20 protein-coding genes are annotated in these 25,191 nt (G+C 63.1%); 11 read left to right on the top strand and 9 right to left on the bottom strand.

Annotated elements, in window-relative coordinates:
* Positions 1-87: 87 nt before the first annotated feature.
* Together DKY63_RS06295 and DKY63_RS06290 are read right to left on the bottom strand one after the other, a co-directional pair.
* Complete coding sequence (locus tag DKY63_RS06295; RefSeq protein WP_110963308.1) at positions 88-825, bottom strand: TorF family putative porin; 738 nt, start codon at positions 823-825, stop codon at positions 88-90.
* Positions 826-903: 78 nt separating this feature from the next.
* Positions 904-2,646 carry an amidohydrolase gene (locus DKY63_RS06290; RefSeq protein ID WP_110963307.1) on the bottom strand — a complete coding sequence of 581 codons (1,743 nt, stop codon included), beginning with the start codon at positions 2,644-2,646 and terminating at the stop codon, positions 904-906.
* A gap of 103 nt (positions 2,647-2,749) precedes the next feature.
* Here DKY63_RS06290 and DKY63_RS06285 point away from each other — a divergent pair, with 103 nt between their 5' ends.
* The 8 genes from DKY63_RS06285 (at position 2,750) to DKY63_RS06250 (ending at position 11,716) form a co-directional block, all read left to right on the top strand.
* Positions 2,750-3,664 (top strand): LysR family transcriptional regulator, encoded by a 915-nt coding sequence (locus DKY63_RS06285; protein WP_110963306.1) that lies wholly within the window; start codon positions 2,750-2,752, stop codon positions 3,662-3,664.
* A 150-nt stretch (positions 3,665-3,814) separates the two neighbouring features.
* A complete protein-coding gene (lexA, locus tag DKY63_RS06280; protein WP_110963305.1) occupies positions 3,815-4,432 on the top strand; it encodes a transcriptional repressor LexA in 618 nt (205 codons plus the stop codon).
* Positions 4,432-5,049 carry a translesion DNA synthesis-associated protein ImuA gene (imuA, locus tag DKY63_RS06275; protein WP_110963304.1) on the top strand — a complete coding sequence of 206 codons (618 nt, stop codon included), beginning with the start codon at positions 4,432-4,434 and terminating at the stop codon, positions 5,047-5,049. Before lexA ends, imuA begins: the two co-directional genes overlap by 1 nt.
* Positions 5,050-5,056: 7 nt before the next feature.
* Positions 5,057-6,472, top strand: a complete 1,416-nt coding sequence (locus DKY63_RS06270; protein WP_110963303.1) for a Y-family DNA polymerase — start codon at positions 5,057-5,059, stop codon at positions 6,470-6,472.
* Positions 6,448-9,546 carry an error-prone DNA polymerase gene (locus DKY63_RS06265; RefSeq protein ID WP_204354302.1) on the top strand — a complete coding sequence of 1,033 codons (3,099 nt, stop codon included), beginning with the start codon at positions 6,448-6,450 and terminating at the stop codon, positions 9,544-9,546. Before DKY63_RS06270 ends, DKY63_RS06265 begins: the two co-directional genes overlap by 25 nt.
* Before the next feature lie 439 nt (positions 9,547-9,985).
* A complete protein-coding gene (locus DKY63_RS06260) occupies positions 9,986-10,660 on the top strand; it encodes a CsgG/HfaB family protein (protein WP_162634954.1) in 675 nt (224 codons plus the stop codon).
* 31 nt (positions 10,661-10,691) lie between these two features.
* Positions 10,692-11,060: a DUF4810 domain-containing protein gene (locus tag DKY63_RS06255; RefSeq protein ID WP_110963300.1), complete on the top strand. Its 369-nt coding sequence runs from the start codon at positions 10,692-10,694 to the stop codon at positions 11,058-11,060.
* The gene (locus DKY63_RS06250) at positions 11,057-11,716 is read left to right on the top strand and encodes a DUF799 domain-containing protein (protein WP_110963299.1); all 660 of its coding nucleotides are present in this window, start codon (positions 11,057-11,059) and stop codon (positions 11,714-11,716) included. The genes DKY63_RS06255 and DKY63_RS06250 overlap by 4 nt, the downstream gene beginning before the upstream one ends.
* 135 nt (positions 11,717-11,851) lie before the next feature.
* Here the strand turns inward: DKY63_RS06250 and DKY63_RS06245 are convergent, their stop codons facing one another.
* The 7 genes from DKY63_RS06245 to DKY63_RS06210 all read right to left on the bottom strand — a co-directional run bounded on the left by DKY63_RS06245 (position 11,852) and on the right by DKY63_RS06210 (position 19,215).
* Positions 11,852-12,508, bottom strand: a complete 657-nt coding sequence (locus DKY63_RS06245; RefSeq protein ID WP_110963298.1) for a flavin reductase family protein — start codon at positions 12,506-12,508, stop codon at positions 11,852-11,854.
* A gap of 12 nt (positions 12,509-12,520) precedes the next feature.
* A complete protein-coding gene (locus tag DKY63_RS06240) occupies positions 12,521-14,014 on the bottom strand; it encodes an amidohydrolase family protein (protein WP_110967859.1) in 1,494 nt (497 codons plus the stop codon).
* Between the two features lie 5 nt (positions 14,015-14,019).
* A complete protein-coding gene (locus tag DKY63_RS06235) occupies positions 14,020-15,216 on the bottom strand; it encodes an amidohydrolase family protein (RefSeq protein WP_110963297.1) in 1,197 nt (398 codons plus the stop codon).
* A 140-nt stretch (positions 15,217-15,356) separates the two neighbouring features.
* Positions 15,357-16,409, bottom strand: a complete 1,053-nt coding sequence (locus DKY63_RS06225; RefSeq protein WP_110963295.1) for an extracellular solute-binding protein — start codon at positions 16,407-16,409, stop codon at positions 15,357-15,359.
* Positions 16,410-16,428: 19 nt separating this feature from the next.
* Entirely contained in the window at positions 16,429-17,217 is a 789-nt protein-coding gene (locus DKY63_RS06220; RefSeq protein WP_110963294.1) for an ABC transporter permease, read from the bottom strand.
* Positions 17,214-18,131, bottom strand: coding sequence for an ABC transporter permease (locus DKY63_RS06215; RefSeq protein WP_110963293.1), 918 nt, complete (start codon positions 18,129-18,131; stop codon positions 17,214-17,216). Before DKY63_RS06215 ends, DKY63_RS06220 begins: the two co-directional genes overlap by 4 nt.
* Before the next feature lies 1 nt (position 18,132).
* Entirely contained in the window at positions 18,133-19,215 is a 1,083-nt protein-coding gene (locus DKY63_RS06210; protein ID WP_110963292.1) for an ABC transporter ATP-binding protein, read from the bottom strand.
* Between the two features lie 140 nt (positions 19,216-19,355).
* On the opposite strand from DKY63_RS06210, the gene DKY63_RS06205 reads away from it, so the two are divergent.
* The 3 genes from DKY63_RS06205 (at position 19,356) to DKY63_RS06195 (ending at position 25,110) form a co-directional block, all read left to right on the top strand.
* Positions 19,356-20,045, top strand: a complete 690-nt coding sequence (locus DKY63_RS06205; RefSeq protein ID WP_110963291.1) for a GntR family transcriptional regulator — start codon at positions 19,356-19,358, stop codon at positions 20,043-20,045.
* 223 nt (positions 20,046-20,268) lie between these two features.
* Positions 20,269-22,332 carry a hybrid sensor histidine kinase/response regulator gene (locus DKY63_RS06200; protein WP_110963290.1) on the top strand — a complete coding sequence of 688 codons (2,064 nt, stop codon included), beginning with the start codon at positions 20,269-20,271 and terminating at the stop codon, positions 22,330-22,332.
* Between the two features lie 141 nt (positions 22,333-22,473).
* Positions 22,474-25,110 carry an excinuclease ABC subunit UvrA gene (locus DKY63_RS06195; RefSeq protein WP_110963289.1) on the top strand — a complete coding sequence of 879 codons (2,637 nt, stop codon included), beginning with the start codon at positions 22,474-22,476 and terminating at the stop codon, positions 25,108-25,110.
* Positions 25,111-25,191 lie beyond the last annotated feature (81 nt).

Below are 25,191 nucleotides of genomic sequence, written 5' to 3'. Positions count from 1 at the left end.
GACAACGATAACGCGTGCTGCCTGGATGAACGCATCTGCCGGACATCCATCGCGAGCAGGCTCGCTCCTACAGGGGGGCCAAGGTGGTCAGAAGGATTTGCTGATGCTCGCCACCACGGTCGCGCTGCATACGTCATCAAAGCCCCAGTTACTGGCGCACTGGCTCTTCGACAAATCGGTATCGACGTAGCTCAACCCCAGCATCACACCCGCCAGTTCATGGGTCAGCTTGACCTCCCACTCACGGTACGAATCCTCGGCCTTGCCCGAGCTGGAATACAGGTGCGGGTCCTTGAAGTCCATGTCGCCGTAACGCAGTTTCAAGCCTACGCCATAAGGCAATTCCGTCTCGTAACCGACGTAGCTGTAGAGCGAGTTCTGCTTGCTGTCGATGCCCGGTGCATCGTCGGAGTAATAGGCCCCGAGCTTCACGCCATAGACGCTGAGAATGCCGTAGACCTCGCTCTGGTTGAACTGGCTCTCCTTCGGGTAAGCGTATCTGAGATAGCCCAGATCCAGGCTGACATCCTCGGTGGCTTGCCACAGCCAACCGCCGTAGTAATCGATTTCCTGGCGGGTTTTCAGGCCGCCGCCGAAGTCGACGTTGGAACTCCATGCACCCAGGTACAGGCCGCTGCTGTGGGCGAGGGTGGCACCGGCCTGCACGGCGGGATCGTTCTGGGTCTGCGAGATGCCGCGGGTGCGGTAGTCGCTGGCCAGGGTCACGTCCAGCAGCAGGGCGAAATCATCGTTCAAGGGCACGGCCTGGCTGCACAGGGGCAACAGGCTCAAAGAAGTGAGGGCGAGCAGGGGCAAGGCTTTCATGTGAAGTCCCGTTATTGTGATTGTTTTGGGGCGCGAGGAAACCTGTGGGAGCTGGCTCCCACAGGGAAATCAGTGCGGCTAGAGGGTGGGTGCGTAGACTTCGCGACCGGCGAACCAGGTTTGCAGCACTTGGGTGTCGTGCAGGGCCTTGTTATCTACGCTGAACACATCGCGATCGACCACGATGAAGTCCGCCTGCTTGCCGGCGCTCAGCGAGCCGATCTGCTTCTCCAGGCCGATGGTGCGGGCCGCGTTGAGGGTGTACGCGTAGAACATGGTTTCACGGTCAAGACGCTCATCGGCGTTGAGCACACCCAATGGACCTTCGCGGGTGATGGCCTGAGCCATGGCGTTGAACGGATTGGGCGAAGACACTGGCCAATCGCTGGCCCCGGCGATGGTCGCGCCTTGCTTGAGCAACGAGTGCGCCGGGTATTGATAGCGGAAGGCTGCGGCGCTCACGTAAGGCTTGATCATGTCCGTGGTGTAGTCGTCGGCGCTGGCCCAGAGCAGTTGCATCGAGGCGATGACATTCAGCGGCTTGAACCGGGCGAACTCTTTCGGGTTGACCATTTGCAGGTGGGTGATGGAGTGGGTGACACCGCTCTGGCGCTCCTTGCGCGCCTGTTCGATGCCGTTCAGGGACTCGCGCACCGCCCGGTCGCCGATGGCATGGATGTGCACCAGCCAGCCCCGTTGATCGATGGCGCTGACCAGCTCACCGAAATGCTTGGGATCGATCAGCAGTTCGCCCTGTTTGTGCGAGTTGTTGTAAGGGTCGATCATCGCCGCGCTCTGCGCCGGGTATTCGATCACCCCATCGGCGAAGATCTTGATCCCCGGCAGGGTCAGGTTGGGCACGTCCAGAAACTGCTGGCGGACCTTGTCGAGGGTCTCGAGATCGGCCGGCACGCTTTTCGGATTGGCCACCAGCAGCGCGGCAACGTGGGCGCTCATGCCGCCGCTTTGCGACAGCGCCTTGTAGGCGGGCAGCACACCGACGGTTTTTTCCGTGGGCTTGAGGGCGAACACCGGTTCGCCCGGCGCGGCGTTGGCGGCCGGGTCCATCCACGCGGTAATGCCCAGGCTGTTGTTGTAGCGCACGGCGGTTTGCGCGGCCTTGAGCATGTCGGCGGCACTCGGCGCCGGTATTTTCGAGGCGACCCGGTCCCAGCCGGCGTCCACCAGGAAGCCGTTGGGGCTGCCGTCCTTGAGCTTGCCAATGGTGCCGTCTTCAGCGGCCGGCAAAGACTTGATCAGCGCGGCATCGACACCGGCGCGCTTGAGCATCACGTCGTTGGCCCAGGCCGTGTGGTGGTCGCTGCCGGTAAAGACGACCGGCACGCTGGCCCATTCTCCGCTGTTGAATTTCTTGCCCAACGCCTCGGCCTGGGCCCAGTAGGCCGAGCTCATGCCGGCCACGCTCAACACATCGCCGTGCTTCGCCTTGCCGTCGTCACGCCAGGCGCGCAGGCGTTTTTCCAGTTCATCGAGGTCGACCACCTCGTCTTCCATGTTCGCCGAGACCATTTCCAGTCCGCCGAAAATGGCGTGGGAGTGGCTGTCGATCAGGCCGGGCATCAGGGTCTTGCCGCCCAAATCAATGACTTTGGTGCCTGATCCGATCAAGGCCTTGATCTGCGCGTCGCTGCCCACTTGCAGCACTTTGCCGTCCTGAACGGCCAGAGCTTGAACCTTGGGTTGGCTGCGGTCGGCGGTGAAAATCTTGCCGTTTAACAACACCAGGTCCGTGGCCGCCATGGCTTCCAATGAGGCAAAACTCACAGCGACCATCAACAGATTCGGGATGAATCTTTTCATTGAATGTTTCCTTGTTATTGCGTCTGATGGCCAGAGTAGTGGCTTGTCGCGGCCCGCAGAACGCCTCGCTCGCGAAAAACGTTTTTGCCTGAATGGAAAAAATATGGACAAGTTGGGTGCACTGAAAATGTTCGTGGTCACGGCGCAACTGGGCAGCTTCAGTCGCGCCGCCGAGCAATTGGGCAAGACCCCGTCGGCCCTGACCAAGGCGGTCAATCACCTGGAGGCAGAGCTGGGCGCGCGGCTGTTCGAGCGCAGCACCCGGCGGATCTTGCTGACGGAATCCGGGCGGCTCTATCTGGACACCGCGCGTCAGGTGTTGCAGCGGCTGGACGAGGCGGGCGAGGAAATAGAGCAATTGCAGCACGGCCTGCGCGGCGACCTGAAAATCACCGCGCCGCTGGCCTACGGGCAGGCGTTTCTCGATCAGGTGTGTGGCGGTTTTCTCGAGCAGTTCCCGCAGATCAACCTGCAGGTGGACCTGTGCGACGACTTCGTCAACTTGCTGGAAAGTGGCTACGACCTGGCCTTGCGTGAGGGCCATGACGATTTGCCGGGGCTGATTGCCCGGGTGGTCGGCAGCAATCGCCTGGCGCTGTGTGGCAGCCCTGAGTATCTGGCGCGCAAGGGGCTGGCGGTCACCCCGCAGACCCTCGATGAGCACGAATGGCTGCTCTATCGTCATCCGCTGCTCAGCCGCGAATTCTGGTGGGCCGAGCGCGACGGCCAGCGCCTGAGCCTGGCGCAGCCCCGGTCGCCACGCTTGCGCAGCGACAATTACGATTTGCTGCTGGCCAACGCCCTGGCCGGGCGCGGGTTGCTGCATACCCCCTTGTGGAGTGCCGCGCCGTACCTGGCGGACGGGCGACTGGTGCGAGTGATGGCCGACTACGACATTGACCCGGACTCCTTCGGCCCGCACATCCTGGCGGTGTACCCCAGCCATCGACGGGCCACGGCCAAGGTGCTGGCGTTTATCGATTACATCGCAGGGTTTCTGGCATCCCCCGCCCTGTAGGAGCAAAGCTTGCTCGCGATTGCGTTTGCACAATCAATATTGGTGTGTCTGACGCACCGCCATCGCGAGCAAGCTTTGCTCCCACAGCGGTGTGCGCCACAGTGCGAGCAGACGGACAGATCTTGTAAGAAAATTCGCAGAAGAGTACAAATGTACTCCATGACGACTCTCACTCCCCGCCGTACCGCCATCCTGACCTTCATCCGCGAGCGTATCGCCGAGCACGGTCAGTCCCCGAGCCTCGCTGAAATCAGCGAGGCCTTCGGTTTTGCCTCCCGCAGCGTGGCGCGCAAGCATGTGCTGGCGCTGACCGAAGCCGGGTTCATCGAGGTCAATCCGCATCAGGCCCGGGGCATTCGCCTGCTCGGCCAGCCGCCGCGCCCCGAACTGCTGGACATCCCCGTCCTTGGCCGGGTCGCGGCGGGTGCGCCCATCGGTGCCGATGCCGAGGTCCACAGCCGTCTGCTGCTCGATCCGTCGATTTTTTCCCGGGTGCCGGACTACATGCTGCGGGTTCGTGGCGACTCGATGATCGAGGACGGCATTCTCGATGGCGATCTGGTGGGCGTGCACCGTAGCCCCGAGGCCATCAATGGCCAGATCGTCGTGGCGCGCCTGGACGGTGAAGTGACCATCAAGCGTTTCGAACGGGTCGGCGACACGGTCCGCCTGCTGCCGCGCAACCCGGCGTACCGGCCGATCATCGTCGAAGCCGACCGGGACCTGGCCATCGAAGGGGTGTTCTGCGGCCTGGTGAGGCAAGGTTGATGGGTGCCGTCGTCGCGCTGGATACGCTGTTCAATGGCGGCCAGGTCTGGAAAGGCCGGCCTGCGCCGCCGTCCGCCAGCCCGCAACCCACCGGGCATGCCGCGCTGGACGCGGCGCTGCCCACGGGTGGCTGGCCGGAGGCGGCGCTGAGCGAAATCCTTTTGGCCGGGCAGGGCGTGGGCGAGTTGCAACTGGTGTGGCCGACGCTGGCGCGGCTGTCGGCGGCGGGCGAGCGCATCGTGCTGGTGGCGCCGCCGTTCGTGCCGTACCCCCAGGCCTGGCAGAACGCCGGGGTCGATCTGCGCCAGTTGTCGATCATCCAGGCCAGTGAGCGCGATGCGCTGTGGGCGGCGGAACAATGCCTGCGTTCGGGCAGTTGCGGCGCGGTGCTGTGCTGGCCGCACAAGGCCGATGACCGCGCCTTGCGCCGCTTGCAGGTGGCGGCGGAAACCGGTTCGACCCTGGCCTTTGCCTACCGCTCGATCCATGAAGCGATCAACCCGTCACCGGCGGCCCTGCGCATCGCCATCGATGCCCGGCCTGCGCAATTGCGCGTGCTCAAGTGCCGCGGCGGGCTGGCCCGTTCGGCGCCGATTGCCTTCGCCGTGGGGCATTGAGGTTGCCATGCGCTGGGTGTGCATTGTGTTCCCGCAATTGGCGCTGGACGCGGTCCTGCGTCAGCGTACCGACCCCGATGAGCCGCTGGCGCTGCTGACCGGCCCGGCGCAGCGCCGGGTGTTGCAGGCGGTCAACGCCTCGGCGCGGGAGCTGGGTCTGCGCCCCGGCCAGTCGATGACGGCGGCCCAGGCGTTGAGCAAAGGCTTCGCCACGGCGGAATACGACGCGGCCGAGATCGAGCATTGGCAGCAGTTTCTGGCGGCCTGGGCCTACCGTTTCAGTGCTCAGGTCAGCGTGCATTACCCCCGCGCGGTGGTGTTCGAGATCGAGTCCAGCCTGGGCCTGTTCGGCGACTGGGCGCAGTTGGAAACACGCCTGCGCCGCGAACTGGGCGAACTGGGTTTTCGACACCGCATCGTCGCCGCGCCGAACCCGGTCGCCGCACGGATCCTGGCCAATGCCTATGACGGTCTGGTGGTGCCCGACGATCACGCCTTGCAGTACCACCTGGGGCAGTTGCCCGTGGACCGGATCGGGCTTGAGGCCAACGTCGCCACGGCCTTGTCGCGCATGGGGCTGCGTACCTTGAGCCAGGTGCAGGCGTTGCCCCGGCAGAGCCTGGCCCGGCGTTTCGAGGCCCAGGTGCTCAAGCATCTGGACACCTTGCTCGGCACCCGGCGGCTGGCGCTGGCGTTCTATCTGCCGCCGGATCGCTTCGATGTGCGCATCGAACTCAATTACGACGTGCAATCCCATCAGGCGCTGCTGTTTCCGTTGCGCCGGCTGACCGGCGACCTGTCGGCGTTCCTCTGCGGGCGCGACAGCGGGGTGCAGCGCTTCGATCTGCATCTGGAACATGCGGGGCTCCCGGACACCCTGATCAAGGTCGGCCTGCTCAGCGCCGAGCGCGATCCGGCCATGCTGTTCGAGCTGGCCCGTGGGCGGCTGGAGCAAGTCCAGGTCGAGGCGCCGGTGCGCGGCTTTCGCCTGTGCGCCGAAGACCTGCCAGCCTTCGTGCCCCAGCGTCAGGAACTGTTCGACGACCGCCCGCAACAAACCTTGCCCTGGGAGCAACTGCGCGAACGCCTGCGCGCGCGGCTGGGGGATGAGGCGGTGCAGGGCCTGCGCTTTCAGGCCGATCACCGCCCCGAATGCGCCTGGCAGGCCCGTGCCGACAGCCAGCCCTGCGGGCCATTGCCGGGGGTGAAGCGACCGGGCTGGCTGCTGACCGAACCGCTGGCGGTGCACGAACACTCCACACGCATCCTGATGGGACCGGAGCGCATCGAGTCCGGCTGGTGGGACGGCGGCGACGTGCGCCGCGATTACTACCTGATCGAAACCCGTAGCGGCCAGCAGGGCTGGGCCTGGCGTGCGGTCGGCGAGGACGGCCCCTTGTGGTTGCAGGGCTGGTTCGCATGAGCGCCGGCTATGCCGAACTGCACTGCCTGTCGAATTTCAGTTTCCAGCGCGGTGCCTCCAGTGCCCTTGAGCTGTTTCAACGGGCCAGAAAACAGGGCTATCAGGCCCTGGCGATCACCGACGAATGCACCCTGGCCGGGATCGTCCGCGCCTGGCAGGCGGCGAAGTCCGTGGAGCTGCCGCTGATCATCGGCAGCGAGATCCGCATCGAGAACGGCCCGAAGCTGGTGCTGCTGGTGGAGAACATTGAGGGTTACCAGACCCTGTGCCGGCTGATCACCCGGGCCCGTCGTCGCACGCAGAAAGGCCAGTATCAGATCCTGCGCGAGGACTTCAGCGAAGCGCTGCCGGGGTTGCTGGCGCTGTGGGTGCCGGACGCGGTGGATGACGTCGAGCCGGGCCGCTGGCTGCAGCAGGTGTTCGCCGAACGCCTGTGGCTGGCGGTGCAGCTGCATCGCGGCCAGGACGACACCCGGCGCCTGCACGATCTGCTGGCGCTGGCCAGGGAACTGGGTATCCCGGCGGTGGCCAGCGGCGATGTGCACATGCACGCGCGCGGTCGCCGCGCCTTGCAGGACACCATGACCGCGATCCGTCATCACCTGCCGGTGGCCGATGCCGGCTTGCGCCTGCATCCCAATGGCGAACGGCATTTGCGCAGCCTCGACGTGCTGCGCGAACTCTATCCGCCAGCCTTGCTCGACGAGACCCTGGTCATTGCTCGGCGCTGCACCTTCGACCTCGGCCAGTTGCGTTATCAGTATCCGAAAGAGCTAGTACCCGAGGGGCATTCGGCCAGTTCCTGGCTACGAAAACTGGCCAAGGAGGGCATTGCGTGGCGCTGGAAGAAAGGGGCTCCGATAAAGGTGTTGAGGCAGATCAACAAGGAGCTGAAGCTGATTGCCGAACTCGGCTATGAAAGTTACTTCCTCACCGTGCATGACGTGGTGAGCTTTGCCCGTAAACAGCAAATCCTCTGTCAGGGGCGTGGCTCGGCAGCCAACTCGGCGGTCTGCTACGCCCTGGGGATTACCGAGATCGACCCTGATCGCACGACGCTGTTGTTCGAGCGCTTCATGTCGAAGGAACGCAAGGAACCGCCGGATATCGACGTGGATTTCGAGCACGAACGCCGTGAAGAAGTCCTGCAATACGTCTTTCGCCGTTATGGCCGGGGTCGCGCCGCGTTGACCGCGGTCGTCAGCACATACCACGCCGCCGGCGCGGTACGCGATGTGGCCAAGGCGCTGGGCCTGCCACCGGATCAGATCAATGCCCTGGCCGATTGCTGCGGTCACTGGAGCGATGAAACCCCACCCGTGGATCGCTTGCTGGAGGGCGGTTTCGACCCCGAAAGCCCGGTGCTGCGACGAGTACTGAGCCTCACCGGGCAACTGATCGGTTTCCCCCGGCACCTGTCCCAGCACCCCGGTGGCTTCGTGATTTCCGAGCAGCCGCTGGACACCTTGGTGCCGGTGGAAAACGCCGCCATGGCTGACCGTACGATCATTCAGTGGGACAAGGACGACCTCGACGCGGTCGGACTGCTCAAGGTGGATATCCTGGCGTTAGGCATGCTCAGCGCGATCCGTCGCTGTTTCGATCTGTTGCGCCGTCATCGCAATCTGAACCTGAGCCTGGCGACTATTCCGCCTGAGGACCGGCCCACTTACGACATGATCAGCCGCGCCGACACCATCGGCGTGTTCCAGATCGAGTCGCGGGCGCAGATGTCGATGCTACCCCGGCTCAAGCCTCGGACCTTCTACGATCTGGTGATCGAAGTGGCCATCGTCCGACCGGGGCCGATTCAGGGCGGCATGGTGCATCCCTATTTGCGGCGGCGAAACAAGGAGGAGCCGGAGAGTTATCCGTCGCCGGAACTCAAGGTGGTACTGGAAAGAACCCTCGGCGTACCACTGTTCCAGGAACAGGTGATGCAGATCGCCATCGTCGCCGCCGACTACAGCCCCGGCGAGGCCGATCAGTTGCGCCGTTCCATGGCCGCCTGGAAACGCCACGGCGGGCTCGAACCGCACAAGGAGCGACTGGCCGCCGGCATGAAGAAAAACGGCTACAGCGCCGAGTTCGCCGCGCAGATCTTCGAACAGATCAAGGGCTTTGGCAGCTATGGCTTTCCCGAGTCCCACGCCGCCAGTTTCGCCTTGCTGACCTACGCCAGTTGCTGGCTCAAGTGCCACGAGCCGGCGGCGTTCGCCTGTGCGCTGATCAACAGCTGGCCCATGGGTTTCTACAGCCCGGACCAGATCCTGCAGGACGCGCGCCGACATCATTTGCAGATTCGTCCGGTGGACGTGCGCGCCAGTGACTGGGATTGCAGCCTGGAGCCGATTGCCGGTGCGCAACCGGCGATTCGCATGGGGTTGCGCATGATCAAGGGCTTTCGCGAAGACGACGCCCGGCGTATCGAGGCGGCGCGGGGCAAGGGCGCGTTTGCCGACATCGCCGACCTGGGCGAACGGGCGCGGCTGGACGCCCGTGCCCAGGAGCAACTGGCCGATGCCGGTGCCTTGCGCGGCCTGGCCGGTGACCGCCATCGTGCGCGCTGGGAAGTGGCGGGGGTGGAGAAACAGCTCGGGCTGTTTGCCGGGTTGCCCCGGCAGGAGGAAGTGACCATCGAGTTGCCAAGGCCCACGGTCGGCGAAGACCTGCGTGCCGATTACGCCAGCGTTGGCACCACCCTCGGGCCGCATCCGCTGGCCTTGCTGCGCGCTGAATTGAAAGCCCGGCGTTGCCGCAGTTCCAAAGAATTGCTGGACGTCGAACACGGCCGCCCGGTGAGCGTCGCCGGGCTGGTCACCGGGCGGCAACGGCCGGGCACCGCCAGCGGCGTGACCTTCGTCACCCTCGAAGACGAGTTCGGCAACGTCAACGTGGTGGTCTGGCGCGACCTGGCCGACCGCCAGCGCCGGGTACTGGTGGGCTCACAACTGCTCAAGGTCGACGGGCGCTGGGAAAAGGAGGGCGAAGTGCGCCACCTGATCGCCGGACGTTTGAGCGATCTCAGTCCTCTGCTCGACGGCATTTCCGTGCGCAGCCGGGATTTCCATTGATCCCGCTCCCGCCCTGAAACACACAAAACCTGTAGGAGCGAGCCTGCTCGCGATAGCGTCGGCACATCCAACAACTATGTGACTGACACACCGCTATCGCGAGCAGGCTCGCTCCCACAGGTTTTTTGTGTCGTTCTCAAATCGTGCAATCAACACAAGACACTGTGGGAGCGAGCCTGCTCGCGAAGGCGTCGGCACATCCAACAACCTATGTGACTGACAAGCCGCTATCGCGAGCAGGCTCGCTCCCACAGTTTTTTGTGTCGAGCACAAATCATGTAATCAACACAAAACCCTGTGGGCCAGATCCCTGGCGTCAAAAAACAATTTAGTCCTGTCATCAGTGATGGCACTTTGGCATAATGCCGCCCGTTTCCAATCCCCATTGCGTTGCCGCGCCGGGATACATCGTTTTTTTCAGAAGGAATGTTTAGTGAGAATGATCTCTCGGATGTTGGTCTCGGGCGTCGCGATGGCCGTGCTGGGCACGCTGGCCGGTTGTGCGACGGAAAGCTCCCGTGCGCTGCCGGTGGCCAAGGTCGAAAGTGCCAGCCAGACCTGGGCCGGTACCCGCATTCCCATGGCCGTGGGCAAGTTCGATAACCGCTCCAGCTACATGCGCGGGATCTTCTCCGATGGCGTCGACCGCCTAGGCGGTCAGGCCAAGACCATCCTGATCACTCACCTGCAGCAGACCAACCGCTTCTCGGTGCTCGATCGCGACAACATGGGCGAGATCCAGCAGGAAGCGGCGATCAAGGGCCAGGCCCAGCGTCTCAAGGGTGCCGACTATGTGGTGACCGGCGATGTCACCGAGTTCGGCCGCAAGGAAACCGGCGACCATCAATTGTTCGGCATTCTCGGCCGTGGCAAGACCCAGGTCGCCTACGCCAAGGTCAACCTGAACATCGTCAACATCAGCACTTCCGAAGTGGTGTATTCGACCCAGGGCGCCGGTGAGTACGCCTTGTCCAACCGCGAAATCATCGGCTTCGGTGGCACTGCCGCCTACGACTCGACCCTCAACGGCAAGGTCCTGGACCTGGCCATGCGCGAGGCGATCAATCGCCTGGTCGATGGCATGAACACCGGTGTATGGAAACCGGGCAACTGATCGATACCCACATCGCAAGGAGCATCAACCCATGAATCTGTCCCTGTCGCGGTCGTTACTGGCCTTGACCCTGGCCGCCAGCGCCTTGCTGGCTGGTTGCAGCAGCCCGAAAACCTTGTACCAGTGGGAAGACTATCAACCCCAGGTTTACGAGTACTTCAAAAGCGAAACGCCGAAAGAGGCCCAGGCCGAAGTGCTGGAACGTGATCTGCAAAAGATCCGTTCCACCGGCAAGAACGTGCCGCCGGGGTATCACGCGCATCTGGGGTTGTTGTACCTGAGCATGGGTAAGGACGATCAGATGGTGCAGGAACTGCGCACCGAGAAAACCCTGTTTCCCGAGTCCGGCCCGTACATGGATTTTCTGCTTAAAAACGCGAAGACAGGAGACGTCAAATGATCCCGCGCGCCCTGAAGCTGTTGGCCAGCGCCCTGGCTTTGACCCTCCTTGGTGGCTGTGTCGCGCCCAAGACCGTGGACTATTCGGCGTACAAGCAAGCGCGGCCGAAGTCCATTCTGGTGTTGCCGCCGCTGAACACGTCGCCGGACGTCAAGGCCTCCTACAGCCTGTTGTCGCAAGTGACGATGCCGCTGGCCGAGGCTGGCTACTACGTGCTGCCGATCACCCTGGTCGATGAAACCTTCCGCCAGAACGGCCTGACCACGCCGGATGATATTCATCAGGCACCGACCAAAAAACTGCAGGAAATCTTCGGCGCCGACGCCGCGCTGTACATCACGGTGAGTGAGTACGGTACGCGCTACATGGTGATCAGCAGCGAAACCGCGGTGACAGCCAGCGCCAAACTGGTCGACCTGAAAACCGGCACCACCCTGTGGACCGGCTCGGCGCGGGCGTCGAGCGAAGAGGGTGGCAACAACAGCGGTGGCGGTCTGGTCGGCATGCTGATCAGTGCGGCGGTGAAGCAGATCATCAACAGCGCCAACGATGCCGGTTACCCGATTGCCGGCGTGGCGAGCAATCGCTTGCTGTCGGCCGGGCAGCCGGCAGGCTTGCTGTATGGGCCACGGTCGCCGAAGTACGGCACTGATTGAGATTGATGCTCGCTCCCTTCTGTAGGAGCGAGCCTGCTCGCGATGGCGGTCAACGATGACGCTGGCAGCCTGACACTCCGCGGTGCGCTGTCTTCCATCGCGAGCATGCTCGCTCCTACAGGGGGCGTTTGCAGATCATTTCGGCCAGAACCGCTCTCCACCTCCCGGCGCCTCTGTCCACGCTTGCAATGAGCGGGTCGGCAGGTCGAAGTAGTCCCGGGTGCGCGCGTAGCCGTGGCCACCCATGCGCCCGATCGCATCCAGCCCCAACTGATCGATGTACAAAGTTTCCGGGTCGATCAGTTCGTCCCGCACATGGGCCATCAGCACTTCACCGAAAATGATCTCCCGCGACTGGCCGATGTTCAGCGCCATCATCCGCCGGCATTCCAGTGCCACCGGGGCTTCGCCAATGCGTGGGCATTTGACCGTGGTGCCGGCGATGGCGGTGAGGCCGGCGGCGGTCAGTTCATCGAAGCCGGGGGCGAAGGGCACGGCGCAGACGTTCATGGCTTCGACCAGGGCATCGCTGACGATGTTGACGGTGAATTCCTGATTGAGCTGGATGTTGCGCGTGGTGTCCTTGGGGCTGAGGTCGCCGTAGTTTTCCACGCCCAGCGCGAGGATCGGCGGGTCGGCGGACAGCGCGTTGAAAAAGCTGAACGGCGCGGCGTTGACCCGGCCTTCGCCGTCGACGGTGGTCACCAGGGCAATCGGTCGCGGCACCACGCTGCCGATCAGGATCTTGTATTTTTCCCGTGGGTTCAGCTGGCTGAAGTCGAAGCTTTGCATAGGCAGAAGGCTCTAGATAAGGGGATCAATGGTGCTCACGGGCACCTGTGCGCTGTCGTCGTCGGCGAACGGGATGGCCGGCTGGAACAGGGATTTCCAGTCCGGTTGGCCGAAGGCCCGATCGCTGTGACTGCGCATCAGTTTTTCGAATTGGCGTTGGGCCTGGCGTTGCAGGGCGGGATAGTCGACACCCTTGACCTGACCGTCCTGCATCACGCAGCGGCCGTCGATGTAGCTGGCGATGCAGTCGTCACCGCGACCGGCCAGCATCAGGTTTTTCAGGGGATCGAACAGCGGCCCCAGATGCAGGCCGCGCAGGCTGAAGACGGTGATGTCGGCCTTGGCCCCCGGCGCCAGACGACCGATATCGTCGCGACCCAAGGCCTTGGCACCGCCCAGAGTGGCGGCGTTGTACATGTCCAACGCACTGGTCAGTGAGTTGCCGCCCTCCATCAAGCGGGCAATGTTCAAACCCTGGCGCATGTTGTCCAGCAGGTCCGCTGGCCAGGTGTCGGTGCCCAAGGCGAAGTTGATGCCCTTAGCCCGATAACGACCGAAGGAATTCAGCGCCTCGCCATCCCGGGCGAACACCACCGGGCAATGCACCAGGCTCGCGCCACCGTCCACCACTCGCTGCAAGTCGTCATCGCCACGGGTGTAGATGCCGTGGGGCAGCAGGCTGCGCGGGGTCAACAGGTCGAGTTGCTGCAACCAGCCCAGCGGTGACGTGCCGCGCAGTTGCTCGACCATCGCTACTTCGCTTAAGCCCTGGCAACAATGCAAGCGCACCGGTGCATTGAGTTCGCGACTCAGTGCGGCAGTGCGCTGCAACAGCGCCGGGGTGCAGGTCTGGATACGATCGGGCAGCAGCGCGCCGCGAATCAGGCCGTTGTTGGCGCCGTCGAAATCCTTGAAGAATCGCTCGGCCGCATCGAGTCCCGCCAGGCCCCGGGCTTCGTCCCAGTGGTGGGCCAGCGTGCCGTCGGCCTGCCAGTAACTCATGCCGCTCATGTAGCAGGGGCCGAGGTAGGTGCGCAGTCCCAGCTCATTCGCGACGCCCGCCACGGCGGCGAACTCGTCGTAGGTTTCGGCCCACTCGCGGTAGTACATCGAGGTGATCGGCATGGCGGTGGTGATGCCGTTGCGGATCAGTTGCGTGAAGGCGTAGCGGTATTTGAAAACTTCTTCATCGGCGCTGTAGCTTTCCCGTGGTCCGCGCGCCAGATACTCCGCCGACCACATGCGACCCATCTCGCGCTCGTCGCCGTTGTCCAGGGTCAACACCGTGGAGTCGAGGTCGCCCAAGGCATCCAGATCGATGAAGCCGGGACCGATCAGCGCGTTGCCATAGTCGATCCACTGATCCACTGGCCCCGGATAATCGCGGCCGACGAAGACAATGCGCGAGCCTTCGAAGACCACTTCGCCGTTGCGCCAGAGCACGTGTTGCGTGCCGTCGAAGCCGACCACGCAGCTTGCTTTCAGGCCCACTCTTTTTACAGGCATGCGATTCACAAACGGCTTTCCAGCAAACGACCACCGGAAGCGATCAACTGCCCGCCGCGATACACCTGACGCACGGGTCGCGATACCACGGCTTCACCCAGGGTTTGCACCGGCATCAACAGGAAGTCAGCCGGCTGCCCGATCTGAAGCGTGTGACTTTCAACCCCGAGCGCCCGCGCGCCATTGACGGTGGCCGCCTCGAACGCCGCCGCCAGTTCTTCGTCCTTGCTCAGATCGAAACGGAACGCCAGCAACATCGCTCGCTCCAGCATGTCGCCGTTGCCCATGGGCGACCAGGCATCGCGAATGCCATCCGAACCCAGGCAGACGTTCACGCCGGTTTCGCGCAAGGCCAGGAACGGCGGCACGGCGGTATCGGCCGGCGCCGAACTCATCAGGGAAATCCCCTGCGCGGCCAGACGCTCGGCCACGGGTTTGACCTGGCTCCACGGCAGCATGCCCAGGCAGTAGGCATGGCTGATCATCACGCGGTTCTGCAGGCTGAAACGCTCGGTGTAGTCGGCGATCAGCTTGATCTGCCACAGGCCCAGTTCGCCCTTGTCATGCAGGTGGATGTCCACGCCACGGTCGAATTCACTGGCCAGTTCGAAGACGAAATCCAGTTGTGCGATGGGGTCGTTGTCGATGCCGCAAGGGTCGAGGCCGCCGACGTTTTCCACGCCCAGGGTCATGGCTTCGCGCATCAGCTTGGCGGTGCCGGGGCGGCTGATCAGGCCGGTTTGCGGGAACACCACCAGTTGCAGGTCGATCAGGTCGCGGTATTTTTCACGCAGTTGCTGCATGGCCTGGACATGGCGCAGGCCGAACTCCGGGTCGATGTCGACGTGGCAGCGCATGATCAGCGAGCCACGGGCGATGCAGTTTTCCAGCAGGGCGCCGGCGCGTTGCGCAATGGGTGCTTCGACTTCGCGCAGTACACGGCGCTCGTTGGCGATGTAGTCCTTGAGGGTCGGACCTGCGCTGTTCGGGCGCCAGGGTTGGCCGTACAGGGTTTTGTCCAGGTGCACGTGGCTTTCCACCAGGGCGGCGGTGAGCAGCTGGTTCTGGCCGTCGATGTCGGTGGCCAGCAGTTCGCTGCTCGAGGCCGGGCGGCGCTGGGTGAAGCGGCCGTTTTCGATCAGCAGGTCTTCGGCGGGGGCGCCGTAGGGGCGTACGTTACGGAGCCAGCGGGATTGGGTCATTGGTTACCTCAAATTCTGTGTTGTGTGGGAGGGCGTCATCGCGAGCAGGCTCGCTCCTACAGGGGTTTTGTGAACGCCGAAGATCCACTGTAGGAGCGAGCCTGCTCGCGATGGCCGCGCCTCGGTCTCCAGTCGGACGATCAGCCCTTGAGCTTCGCCCAGATCCGGTCCTGCAGTTCCCGCGCCTTGTTGCTGCACTCTTTTTCAGGGCGCAGGCGAGAGGCGAATTCGTCGGGCATGTTGATCGCGTCCATCACTTGCCACTTGGCGTCGATCAGCTTGTCGCTCTGGATGCCGTTGGCGTAGGCGATGGCGTTGGACACGGCGGCGGCGTTTTCCGGTTTCATCATCCAGTCGATGAAGATCTTGGCGTTGCCTGGGTGTGGCGCGCTTTTCGGTACGGCGAAGTTGTCCTGGAACATCGCCAGGCCTTCTTTCGGGTACACGTACTTGATGGTGCTCTTCTGCAAGGTGGCCCGGGCGGTGGAACCGTTCCAGTTCTGCATCATGATCACTTCACCGGAGGCCATGCGGTCGACGGTGTTGTCCGAGCTGTACATCTTCAGGAAGGGTTTCTGCTTTTGCAGCAGCTCAAGGATGCGCTTGGCGTCCTGCGGGTTCTCGGTACATTCGTCGACGTTCAGGTAATGGCTGGCGGCGTTGATCACGCTGCTCGACGTATCGAGCGCGGCCAGTTGGCCTTGCAGTTCCTTGCGTGGCTCGAAGAACTCTTTCCACGAATCATCCAGTTTGCCGCCAGGCACCCGGGCGCTGTCATAGGAGAACCCGGTGGTGCCCCACAAATACGGCGCCGAGAATTTGCGGCCCGGGTCGAACGCCGGATCGCGGAACGCCGGTTTCACGTACTGGAAGTTGGGCAGGGTGGGGGTGTCGATTTCCAGCAGCAGGTTCTGGTTGATCAGGGTGCGCATGATCGACTGCGACGGCACGATCACGTCATAGGCGGCGCCGCCGGCCTGCAACTTGGCCAGCAGGGTTTCGTTGCTGTCGTAGCCGTCCATGGTGACCTTGATGCCGGTCTCCTTTTCGAACTTGGCCAGCAGGTCGACCGGGTAGTAGTCGGTCCAGTTGTAGAAGAACAGTTCCTTGGGCTCGGCGGCCTGGGCACTGAGGGCGGTGAAGCAACTCAGGGCCAGACCGGCGACAGCGAAACACATGCTTTTTGTTTTCATGTTTGAAGCGCTCCAGGATTTATTGGTTTTTGCCGCGCTGTCCCAGCCAGAAGGCCAGCACCACCAGCACGATGGAAATCACCAGCATCAGGGTCGAGATCGCGTTGATCTCCGGCGTTACGCCGGCCTTGATCGCCGAGAAGATGTACACCGGCAGGGTCGTGGAACCCGGTCCGGCAACGAAGAAGGTCATGATGAAATCATCGAGGCTGACCACGAACGCCAGCACCGACCCGGACAGCACCGCCGGCCACAACAGCGGCAGCGTCACCCGGCGAAACACCTGCCAGGGGTTGGCGTACAGGTCGTTCGCCGCTTCCAGCAGGCTCTTGTCCAGGTCATTGAGTCGTGCGCGGATCGGCAGGTAGGCGAAGGGAATGCAGAAGCCGATGTGCGCGACGATCACCGTCAGCAGCCCGAGCTTGATCCCCAGCGACATGAACAGCAGCAGGGTGGCCACCGCCGTGACGATCTCCGGCAGGATCAGCGGCAGGTTGATCCCGCCCTCGACCATCTTCTGCCCATAGAACGGCCGGTAGGTGGCCAGCGCCGCGAGCAGCGCAATGGCGGTGGCGCAGACCGTGGCGATGCCGGCGACGATGATCGAGTTCAGCGCTGCCGTCTGGATCGACGGGTTGGCCAGGATGCGTCCGTACCAGGCGAAGGAAAACTCGGTCCACACCGTCGCCGAACGGTTGGCGTTGAAGCTGTAGGCGATCAGCACGAAGATCGGCAGGTACAGATAGGCCAGGATCAGCAGGCTGACTTCCCGGGTCATCGGCAGTTTTTTCAGGTGCAGGGCGATCATGCGGTGGCTCCCCGACGAAGGGTTTTGGCGGCGCTGCGGCTATACAGCGCGTAGAGCACCAGGGACAGCAGCAGAATCCCCAGCAGCAGGAACGACAGCGAACTGCCCAGCGGCCAGTTGCGCGCGGTGCCGAACTGTTGCTGGATCAGGTTGCCGATCATCAGCGTCTTGCCACCGCCGAGAATCGCCGGGGTGATGAAGGCGCCGAGGCTCGGTACGAACACCAGCAGGGAACCGGCAATCACCCCCGGCATCGACAGCGGCAGGATGATCCGCTTGAGCGCGTGCCAGCGATTGGCGCCCAGGTCATAGGCGGCCTCCACCAGGCGCCAGTCGAGTTTTTCCAGGGTCGAATAGATCGGCAGGATCATGAACGGCAGGAAGCTGTAGACCAGCCCGACGCTGACGGCGAAGTCGTTGTAGAGCAGGGTGATGCCACCGGCGGAAGGAAACAACGCGTTGAGGCTCTGGGCGACCCAGCCCTGTTCGCGCAGGATGATCAACCAGGCGTAGTTGCGGATCAGCAGGTTGGTCCAGAACGGGATGGTGATCAGCAGCACCATCAGGTTGCGCCGGCGCGGGGTCAGGCTCGACATCCACAGCGCCACCGGAAAGCCGAACAGGAAGCACAGCACCGTGGTACCACCGGCCTGGAACACCGAGCGCAGCAGCGCCTGGGCGTAGACCCAGTTGAGCTCCAGTTCGCCGTCGAAACCTTCCTGGAAAAACAGCTGCACGTAGCTTTGCAATTGCCAGTTGGCCTGCCAGTCGACGCCGCCATAGACGTTGCGCGGCAACAGGCTGATGTAGCCCATGATGCCCAGCGGAATGGCGATCAGGGCCAGCAGGGTCAGAACCACCGGGCTGAGCAACAGCGCCCGGTTGAGGGCGGGGGAAGTGCTGCTGACGCTCATTTCAGGCCTCCATCAGCAGGCAGGCGTGGGGCGGCAGGTTGACCGCCACGCGATCGCCGACCCCGCGGTTGCGGTTCAGGCCTTCGTTGTTCTCGCGCAGCATGACTTTGATGTCGTTGTTCAGACGGCACTGGTAAAGCGTCGCGGTGCCGACGTACAGCACGGCCTCGATCACCCCGCGCAAGTGGTGCGGTTGCGTCGGGTCCACCAGTTGCGAACGTTCCGGGCGGAACGCCAGTTGCACCTTGCCGTCGATGCCCTGGGGCGGGCAGGGGATTTCCACCGGCATGCCGCTGGGCACGAACAGGTTTTCGTTGTGCTCGCCACGCTTGAGGTGACCCGGCAGGAAGTTGATGTCGCCGATGAACTGCGCGACGAACTGGTGTTGCGGACGCTCGTAGATCTCGTTGGGCGTGCCGATCTGCAGGATCTTGCCGGCGGACATCACGGCAATGCGATCGGACAGGGTCAGGGCTTCTTCCTGGTCGTGGGTGACGAAAATGAAGGTGATCCCGGCTTCTTTCTGCACGCGCTTGAGTTCGACCTGCATTTCCTTGCGCAGCTTCAAGTCCAGCGCCGACAGCGGTTCATCGAGCAGCAGCACTTTCGGTTTTGGCGCCAAAGCCCGGGCCAGAGCCACCCGTTGCTGTTGCCCGCCGGACAATTCGGCCGGTTTGCGCTTGGCCAGATGCTGCATCTGCACCAGCGCCAGCATTTCGTCGACGCGCTGGGGGATCAGCTTGCGTTCAAGACCCTGCATCTCGAGGCCGAAGGCGATATTCTGCGCAACACTCATATGTGGAAACAGTGCGTAACTCTGGAACACCGTATTGACCCGGCGCTTGAACGGCGGCAGGTCGTTGACCGGCTCGCCGGCGAGGCGGATTTCACCGTCGCTGACGTGTTCGAAGCCGGCGATGGTGCGAAGCAAAGTGGTTTTGCCACAGCCGGAGGGGCCGAGCAGGGTGAAGAACTCGTTATCGGCAATGTTGACCGAGACGTTGTCCAGGGCCGGTGCCAGGCCTGGATCGTCTGAATACCGTTTTGAGACGTTTCGCACTTCAATTGCAACTGGATGACCCATAATGGTGCATTCCTCTAATTATTGTATGCAAAATCTGGATGCAATTTAGAAATACCCGGATTAACCTGCCGGTGCAACCCCCTCTTTCAAGGCTGTGCATGCGCCTGGGGTCGGTTGACTGGCGCTGAAGGAGTCATCGAATGAGCGAAAAGAAACTGGAGACCACGGTCGACCGCGTCTACCAAGGGGTTTACGAGGCGATCAGCAAGCGCTCGTTGCGACCGGGGATGAAGCTGGGCGAGGCTTCGCTCGCCGAATTGTTTAATGTCAGCCGCACGTCGGTGCGGGCCGCGCTCAAGCAATTGGAAGCCGATGGCCTGGTCACCACCGAGCCCAATAAAGGTGCATCGGTGTCATTGCCCAGCGATGAAGAGATCCGTTCGCTGTTCGAAACCCGGCGTCTGGTGGAGATCGGCATCGTCAGCGAACTGTGCCGTCGCCGTGATACAGCGGTGACACAGGACCTGCGCGATCATTTGTTGCTGGAGGACGAGGCGCACCAGAGTGGCGACCACGAGCGCTTGATCCATTTGCTGGGCGAATTTCACATCAAGCTTGCCCGCAGCCTGAACAACCCGGTGCTGCTGGACTGGTTCCAGAAACTGATCTCCCGCGCCTCGCTGTACGCCGCCGCGCTGGACGACGACAGCCACGAAGCCTGTCGCGACGATGAGCACCTGCGGCTGATCGAATACATCGAGGCGGGCAACCAGAGCGCGGCGATCGAGCTGACCTGCATGCATCTGAATGGCATCGAGAAGGCGATCCTCGACGTCGCGGCTACCTTGAAGTCGGGCTACAACCCGCTCGCGCATCTGATAGAGGTGTAAGGGGCTACACTCCCCTGTAGGAGCGAGCATGCTCGCGATGGACGACAGGACACTGCGGGGTGTCAGGCTGCCAGCGTTATCGTTGACGACCATCGCGAGCATGCTCGCTCCTACATTGATGAACCATTGGCATCCGCGTAGCTCGAACCATACGGGTGCACATCAGAGCCAGCCAATGCAGTTTCTAGACGATAGCCACGGGTGTGCCGGCTGGAGCGGCGAGATGGCCGAGCGTATTCGAACGTTCGACTGGAGCCGCACCGAACTGGGAGCCATCGACACCTGGCCAAAAAGCCTGAGGGGCACGGTGCAGCTGATGCTCGCCTCGCCATTGCCGATGGTGATGCTCTGGGGCCAGGCCGGCTACATGATCTACAACGACGCCTATTCGCACTTTGCCGGCGGGCGGCATCCCTACCTGCTGGGTTCGCCCGTGGAACTGGGCTGGCCCGAAGTCGCCGATTTCAACCGCCACGTGGTCGATACCTGCCTGGCCGGTGGCACCTTGTCCTATCGCAATAAGCTCCTGGTGCTGCTGCGCGACGGGGTGCCGGAGGATGTCTGGCTCGACCTCTACTACAGTCCGGTCGCCAACGATGAAGGCCGCCCGGCCGGGGTCATGGCGATGGTCGTGGAAACCACCGAGTTCGTCATCTCCGAACGCCTGCGTCAGGCCGCGGAAAATGCCTATCGTGCCGACAACGAACGGGTGCGCCTGGCGCTCAATGCCGGGGCGCTGATCGGCTCATTCGTCTGGGACATCAAGGCCAACGTGCTGAGCGGCGATGAACGCTTTGCCCGCACATTTTCCTATCCCCCCGGACAGAGCCTGGAGAACCTGCCCCAGGACATCGCCGAAGCACACATCCATCCCGATGACCTCAGTTGGGTTCAGGAGCACGTCAAACAATCCATTGAAACCGGTGCGCCCTTCAACGCCGAATATCGTGTCTTGCGCCCGGATGGCAGCTACCTGTGGGTGCTCGGCAGCGGTTGCTGCGAGTTCAACGGGCAGGGTGAGGCGTTTCGTTTCCCCGGGGTGCTGATCGACATCCATGAACGCAAGACCGCTGAGGAATCGTTACTCAAGTTCACCCGCAACCTTGAGCAGCGCGTGGCTGACGAAGTGGAGGCGCGGCTGGCGGCGGAAGAACAGTTGCGCCAGTCACAGAAGCTCGAAGCCATTGGCGGCCTGACGGGTGGCGTGGCCCACGACTTCAACAACTTGCTGCAAGTGATCGCCGGCAACCTGCACCTGCTGGCCCGCCATGAGTCGAAAAATGCCAATGTGCAGCGCCGGGTCGCCGCCTCGATTGCCGCTGTCGAGCGCGGTGCCAAGCTGTCCTCGCAATTGCTTGCCTTCGCCCGACGCCAACCGTTGTCCCCGGCGATCTACACGCCCCAGCAGATTTTCGACGGCCTGGGCGAACTGCTGCAGCGGGCATTGGGGGAAACCATCCTGATCCGGATGAGCGCCGCCGCGGATCCCTGGCCGGTGTTCGTCGATCGCAATCAACTGGAAAACACGATCCTCAATCTGGCGATCAATGCCCGTGACGCGATGAAGGGCGAGGGGACCATTGAGCTGCACGCGCAAAATATCAACCTTGACCCATCGTTCTGCGCGGGCAAGGGCATTGTTGCCGGCGACTATGTGCGCGTCACGGTGGCCGACACCGGTTCGGGCATGCCGCCGCAGGTACTGGCCCAGGCGTTCGAACCGTTTTTCACCACCAAGCCTGACGGCCAGGGGACAGGTCTGGGTTTGAGCATGGTGTTTGGCTTCGTCAAACAGAGCGGCGGGCATGTCGAGATGTCCAGCGTCGTCGGCGAGGGCACGCGGGTGCAGCTGTACTTCCCGCGCAGCCTGCGGCCGTTGCACACCGAAACCACGGTGCCCGATGTGCCGCAACGGGGCGGGCATGAACGGATTCTGGTGGTCGAGGACAATGAAGCGGTGCGCACCTCGACCGTGGAGCTGTTGTGCGAAGAGGGCTATCAGGTGCTGACGGCGGCCAATGCCGACGTGGCCATGCAGATGCTGCTGGAAGGGGTGGCGGTGGACCTGATCTTTACCGACGTGGTCATGCCCGGGCTGATCAAGAGTTCGGACCTGGGCGCCTGGGCGAAAGTGCAGAATCCTCCGGTGGCGGTGCTGTTCACCTCGGGCCACACCCGTGACATTATCTCGCGCAACCACCAGCTCAGCCCTGATACGCATTTGCTGGGCAAGCCCTATAGCCCGCAGGCGCTGACGCAAATGATCCGCACCGTCCTCAATGCTTGAGAGGAACCACTGTAGGAGCGAGCCTGCTCGCGAAGGCGATTTGTCATTCAACATTGATGTTGCCTGACACACCGCTTTCGCGAGCAGGCTCGCTCCTACAGTGGATTTGTGTAAAGACAACAATCTAATCAAGGCGACCCGATGACTTCAACGCGCACCTCAAACCCTCCCTCAGGCATGGTCAGGGTGCGCGGCGCCCGGGAACACAATCTCAAGAACATCGACGTCGATATTCCCCGCGATGCGCTGGTGGTGTTCACCGGGGTGTCCGGTTCGGGCAAGTCGTCGCTGGCATTCTCCACCCTCTACGCCGAAGCCCAGCGCCGCTATTTCGAGTCCGTGGCGCCTTATGCGCGGCGCCTGATCGATCAGGTCGGGGTGCCGGACGTGGATTCCATCGAGGGCTTGCCGCCGGCGGTGGCCTTGCAGCAGCAACGAGGCACACCGAGCACGCGCTCATCAGTGGGCAGCGTCACCACGTTGTCGAGCCTGATCCGCATGCTGTACTCCCGCGCCGGCAGTTACCCGGCGGGGCAGACGATGCTGTACGCTGAAGACTTCTCGCCGAACACGCCGCAAGGCGCCTGCCCCGAATGCCATGGCCTGGGACGGGTCTATGAAGTCACCGAGGCGCTGATGGTGCCGGACCCGAGCCTGACCATCCGCCAGCGTGCGGTGGCATCCTGGCCGCTGGCCTGGCAGGGGCAGAACCTGCGGGACATCCTCGTGACCATGGGCTACGACGTCGACATTCCCTGGCGCGATTTGCCGAAAAAACAGCGCGACTGGATTCTCTTCACCGAAGAAACCCCGACGGTGCCGGTGTATGCCGGACTCACCCCGGAAGAAACCCGCATCGCCCTCAAGCGCAAGTTGGAGCCCAGTTATCAGGGCACGTTCACCGGCGCACGGCGCTACATCCTGCACACCTTCACCCATTCGCAAAGTGCGCTGATGAAGAAGCGGGTTTCGCAATTCATGCTCGGCAGCCCTTGCCCGTTGTGCGAGGGCAAACGCCTCAAGCGCGAGGCGCTGTCGGTGACGTTCGCAGGTTTGGACATCGGCGAACTGGCGCAGATGCCGTTGCTGCAAGTGGCCGAAGTCCTGAGACCGGTGGCGGCCGAGCAGTACCTGCAGGAGGCTGAAGAGGCCGGTGAGGTGTTGAGCCACACCCAGACCCGCGAGGCCCGCGAACAGCGCGTCGCCCATGGCGCCAGTGGGCATGCCAATGCCCCGGACGTGCGCCATACGCCGAACCTGTCGGTGGAAAAACGCCTGGCGGCACAGCGCATTGCCCAGGACTTGCTGGAGCGGGTCAGCACCCTGACCGACCTGGGGTTGGGTTACCTGGCACTGGAGCGCAGCACGCCGACCCTGTCTTCCGGTGAGTTGCAGCGCCTGCGCCTGGCGACGCAACTGGGGTCGCAATTGTTCGGGGTGATCTACGTATTGGACGAGCCCTCGGCGGGCCTGCATCCGGCCGATGGCGAGGCGTTGTTCGAAGCCTTGCAGCGCTTGAAGTCCGCCGGCAATACCCTGTTTGTGGTCGAGCACGACCTGGAAACCATGCGCCGTGCCGACTGGCTGATCGACGTGGGTCCGGCAGCGGGAGAGCATGGCGGCCGGATACTGTACAGCGGCGCACCGGCCGGGCTCGTGGACGTCAGCGAATCCCAGACCCGCGCCTATTTGTTCGCCGAGCACGACAGGCCACAGCGAACCCCGCGCACGCCGACCGACTGGCTGCGCCTGGAAGGCATCACCCGCAATAACCTGAACAAGCTCGATGTCGAGTTCCCGCTGGGCTGTTTCACCTCGGTGACTGGTGTCTCCGGCTCGGGCAAATCCAGCCTGGTCAGCCAGGCATTGCTGGAGCTGGTGGGGGCGCACCTTGGGCGTACAGCGGCAGACAATGAATCCGAAGTGCCCAGCCTCGAAGACGATGCGCCGCAGACCAGCGGGGGGCAGGTGACGGCGGGGCTGACCTCGATCAAGCGACTGGTGCAGGTGGACCAGAAACCCATCGGCCGCACCCCGCGTTCGAACCTGGCGACCTACACCGGGCTGTTCGATAACGTGCGCAAGCTCTATGCCGCCACACCCGATGCGCAAAAAGCCGGCTTCGACGCCGGGCAGTTTTCCTTCAACGTCGCCAAGGGCCGCTGCGCCACCTGCGAGGGCGAGGGCTTCGTCAGCGTCGAATTGCTGTTCATGCCCAGCGTTTATGCGCCTTGTCCGACCTGCCATGGCGCGCGCTACAACCCTGAAACCCTGGCCATCACCTGGCAGGGCCGCAACATCGCCCAGGTGCTGCAATTGACCGTGGATCAGGCGGTGGAGGTGTTTGCCGAGCAGCCGAGCGTGCGCCGCTCGCTGGAGGTATTGCGAGATATCGGCCTGGGCTATTTGCGCCTCGGTCAGCCGGCGACCGAACTGTCGGGGGGAGAGGCCCAGCGGATCAAGCTGGCGACTGAGTTGCAGCGCAATCAGCGTGGGGCGACCCTGTATGTGCTGGACGAGCCGACCACCGGCCTGCATCCGCGGGATGTCGACCGGCTGCTGGAGCAGTTGAATAATCTGGTGACGGCGGGGCATACGGTGATCGTGGTCGAGCATGAGATGCGGGTGGTGGCGCAGAGTGACTGGGTGATCGATATCGGCCCGGGGGCGGGGGATCAGGGGGGTAAGGTTGTGGTGGCGGGGGTGCCGCAGAAGGTGGCCAAGAGCAAGAAGAGTCGGACGGCGCCGTTTTTGGCCAAGGTATTGGACAGGGCTTGAGTCGGTGGTGAATCGGCTGGCCTCATCGCGAGCAGGCTCGCTCCCACAGGGGTTCTGAGGCGGTCACAAAACCTGTGGGAG

It is taken from the genome of Pseudomonas putida, from assembly GCF_003228315.1.
Taxonomy (GTDB): Bacteria; Pseudomonadota; Gammaproteobacteria; order Pseudomonadales; family Pseudomonadaceae; genus Aquipseudomonas; species Aquipseudomonas putida_S.
This window is presented reverse-complemented; position numbering and strand designations above follow the sequence as displayed.

What these genes read in the sequence shown, in the direction of transcription:
- DKY63_RS06210 (WP_110963292.1), bottom strand. Translation starts at nt 19,215, where the DNA reads ATGGGTCATCCAGTTGCAATTGAAGTGCGAAACGTCTCAAAACGGTAT.
- DKY63_RS06225 (WP_110963295.1), bottom strand. Translation starts at nt 16,409, where the DNA reads ATGAAAACAAAAAGCATGTGTTTCGCTGTCGCCGGTCTGGCCCTGAGT.
- DKY63_RS06220 (WP_110963294.1), bottom strand. Translation starts at nt 17,217, where the DNA reads ATGATCGCCCTGCACCTGAAAAAACTGCCGATGACCCGGGAAGTCAGC.
- DKY63_RS06250 (WP_110963299.1), top strand. Translation starts at nt 11,057, where the DNA reads ATGATCCCGCGCGCCCTGAAGCTGTTGGCCAGCGCCCTGGCTTTGACC.
- DKY63_RS06245 (WP_110963298.1), bottom strand. Translation starts at nt 12,508, where the DNA reads ATGCAAAGCTTCGACTTCAGCCAGCTGAACCCACGGGAAAAATACAAG.
- DKY63_RS06270 (WP_110963303.1), top strand. Translation starts at nt 5,057, where the DNA reads ATGCGCTGGGTGTGCATTGTGTTCCCGCAATTGGCGCTGGACGCGGTC.
- DKY63_RS06295 (WP_110963308.1), bottom strand. Translation starts at nt 825, where the DNA reads ATGAAAGCCTTGCCCCTGCTCGCCCTCACTTCTTTGAGCCTGTTGCCC.
- DKY63_RS06215 (WP_110963293.1), bottom strand. Translation starts at nt 18,131, where the DNA reads ATGAGCGTCAGCAGCACTTCCCCCGCCCTCAACCGGGCGCTGTTGCTC.
- DKY63_RS06290 (WP_110963307.1), bottom strand. Translation starts at nt 2,646, where the DNA reads ATGAAAAGATTCATCCCGAATCTGTTGATGGTCGCTGTGAGTTTTGCC.
- DKY63_RS06240 (WP_110967859.1), bottom strand. Translation starts at nt 14,014, where the DNA reads ATGCCTGTAAAAAGAGTGGGCCTGAAAGCAAGCTGCGTGGTCGGCTTC.
- DKY63_RS06285 (WP_110963306.1), top strand. Translation starts at nt 2,750, where the DNA reads ATGGACAAGTTGGGTGCACTGAAAATGTTCGTGGTCACGGCGCAACTG.
- DKY63_RS06195 (WP_110963289.1), top strand. Translation starts at nt 22,474, where the DNA reads ATGACTTCAACGCGCACCTCAAACCCTCCCTCAGGCATGGTCAGGGTG.
- DKY63_RS06255 (WP_110963300.1), top strand. Translation starts at nt 10,692, where the DNA reads ATGAATCTGTCCCTGTCGCGGTCGTTACTGGCCTTGACCCTGGCCGCC.
- DKY63_RS06200 (WP_110963290.1), top strand. Translation starts at nt 20,269, where the DNA reads ATGGCCGAGCGTATTCGAACGTTCGACTGGAGCCGCACCGAACTGGGA.
- DKY63_RS06260 (WP_162634954.1), top strand. Translation starts at nt 9,986, where the DNA reads ATGATCTCTCGGATGTTGGTCTCGGGCGTCGCGATGGCCGTGCTGGGC.
- DKY63_RS06205 (WP_110963291.1), top strand. Translation starts at nt 19,356, where the DNA reads ATGAGCGAAAAGAAACTGGAGACCACGGTCGACCGCGTCTACCAAGGG.
- lexA (WP_110963305.1), top strand. Translation starts at nt 3,815, where the DNA reads ATGTACTCCATGACGACTCTCACTCCCCGCCGTACCGCCATCCTGACC.
- DKY63_RS06235 (WP_110963297.1), bottom strand. Translation starts at nt 15,216, where the DNA reads ATGACCCAATCCCGCTGGCTCCGTAACGTACGCCCCTACGGCGCCCCC.
- imuA (WP_110963304.1), top strand. Translation starts at nt 4,432, where the DNA reads ATGGGTGCCGTCGTCGCGCTGGATACGCTGTTCAATGGCGGCCAGGTC.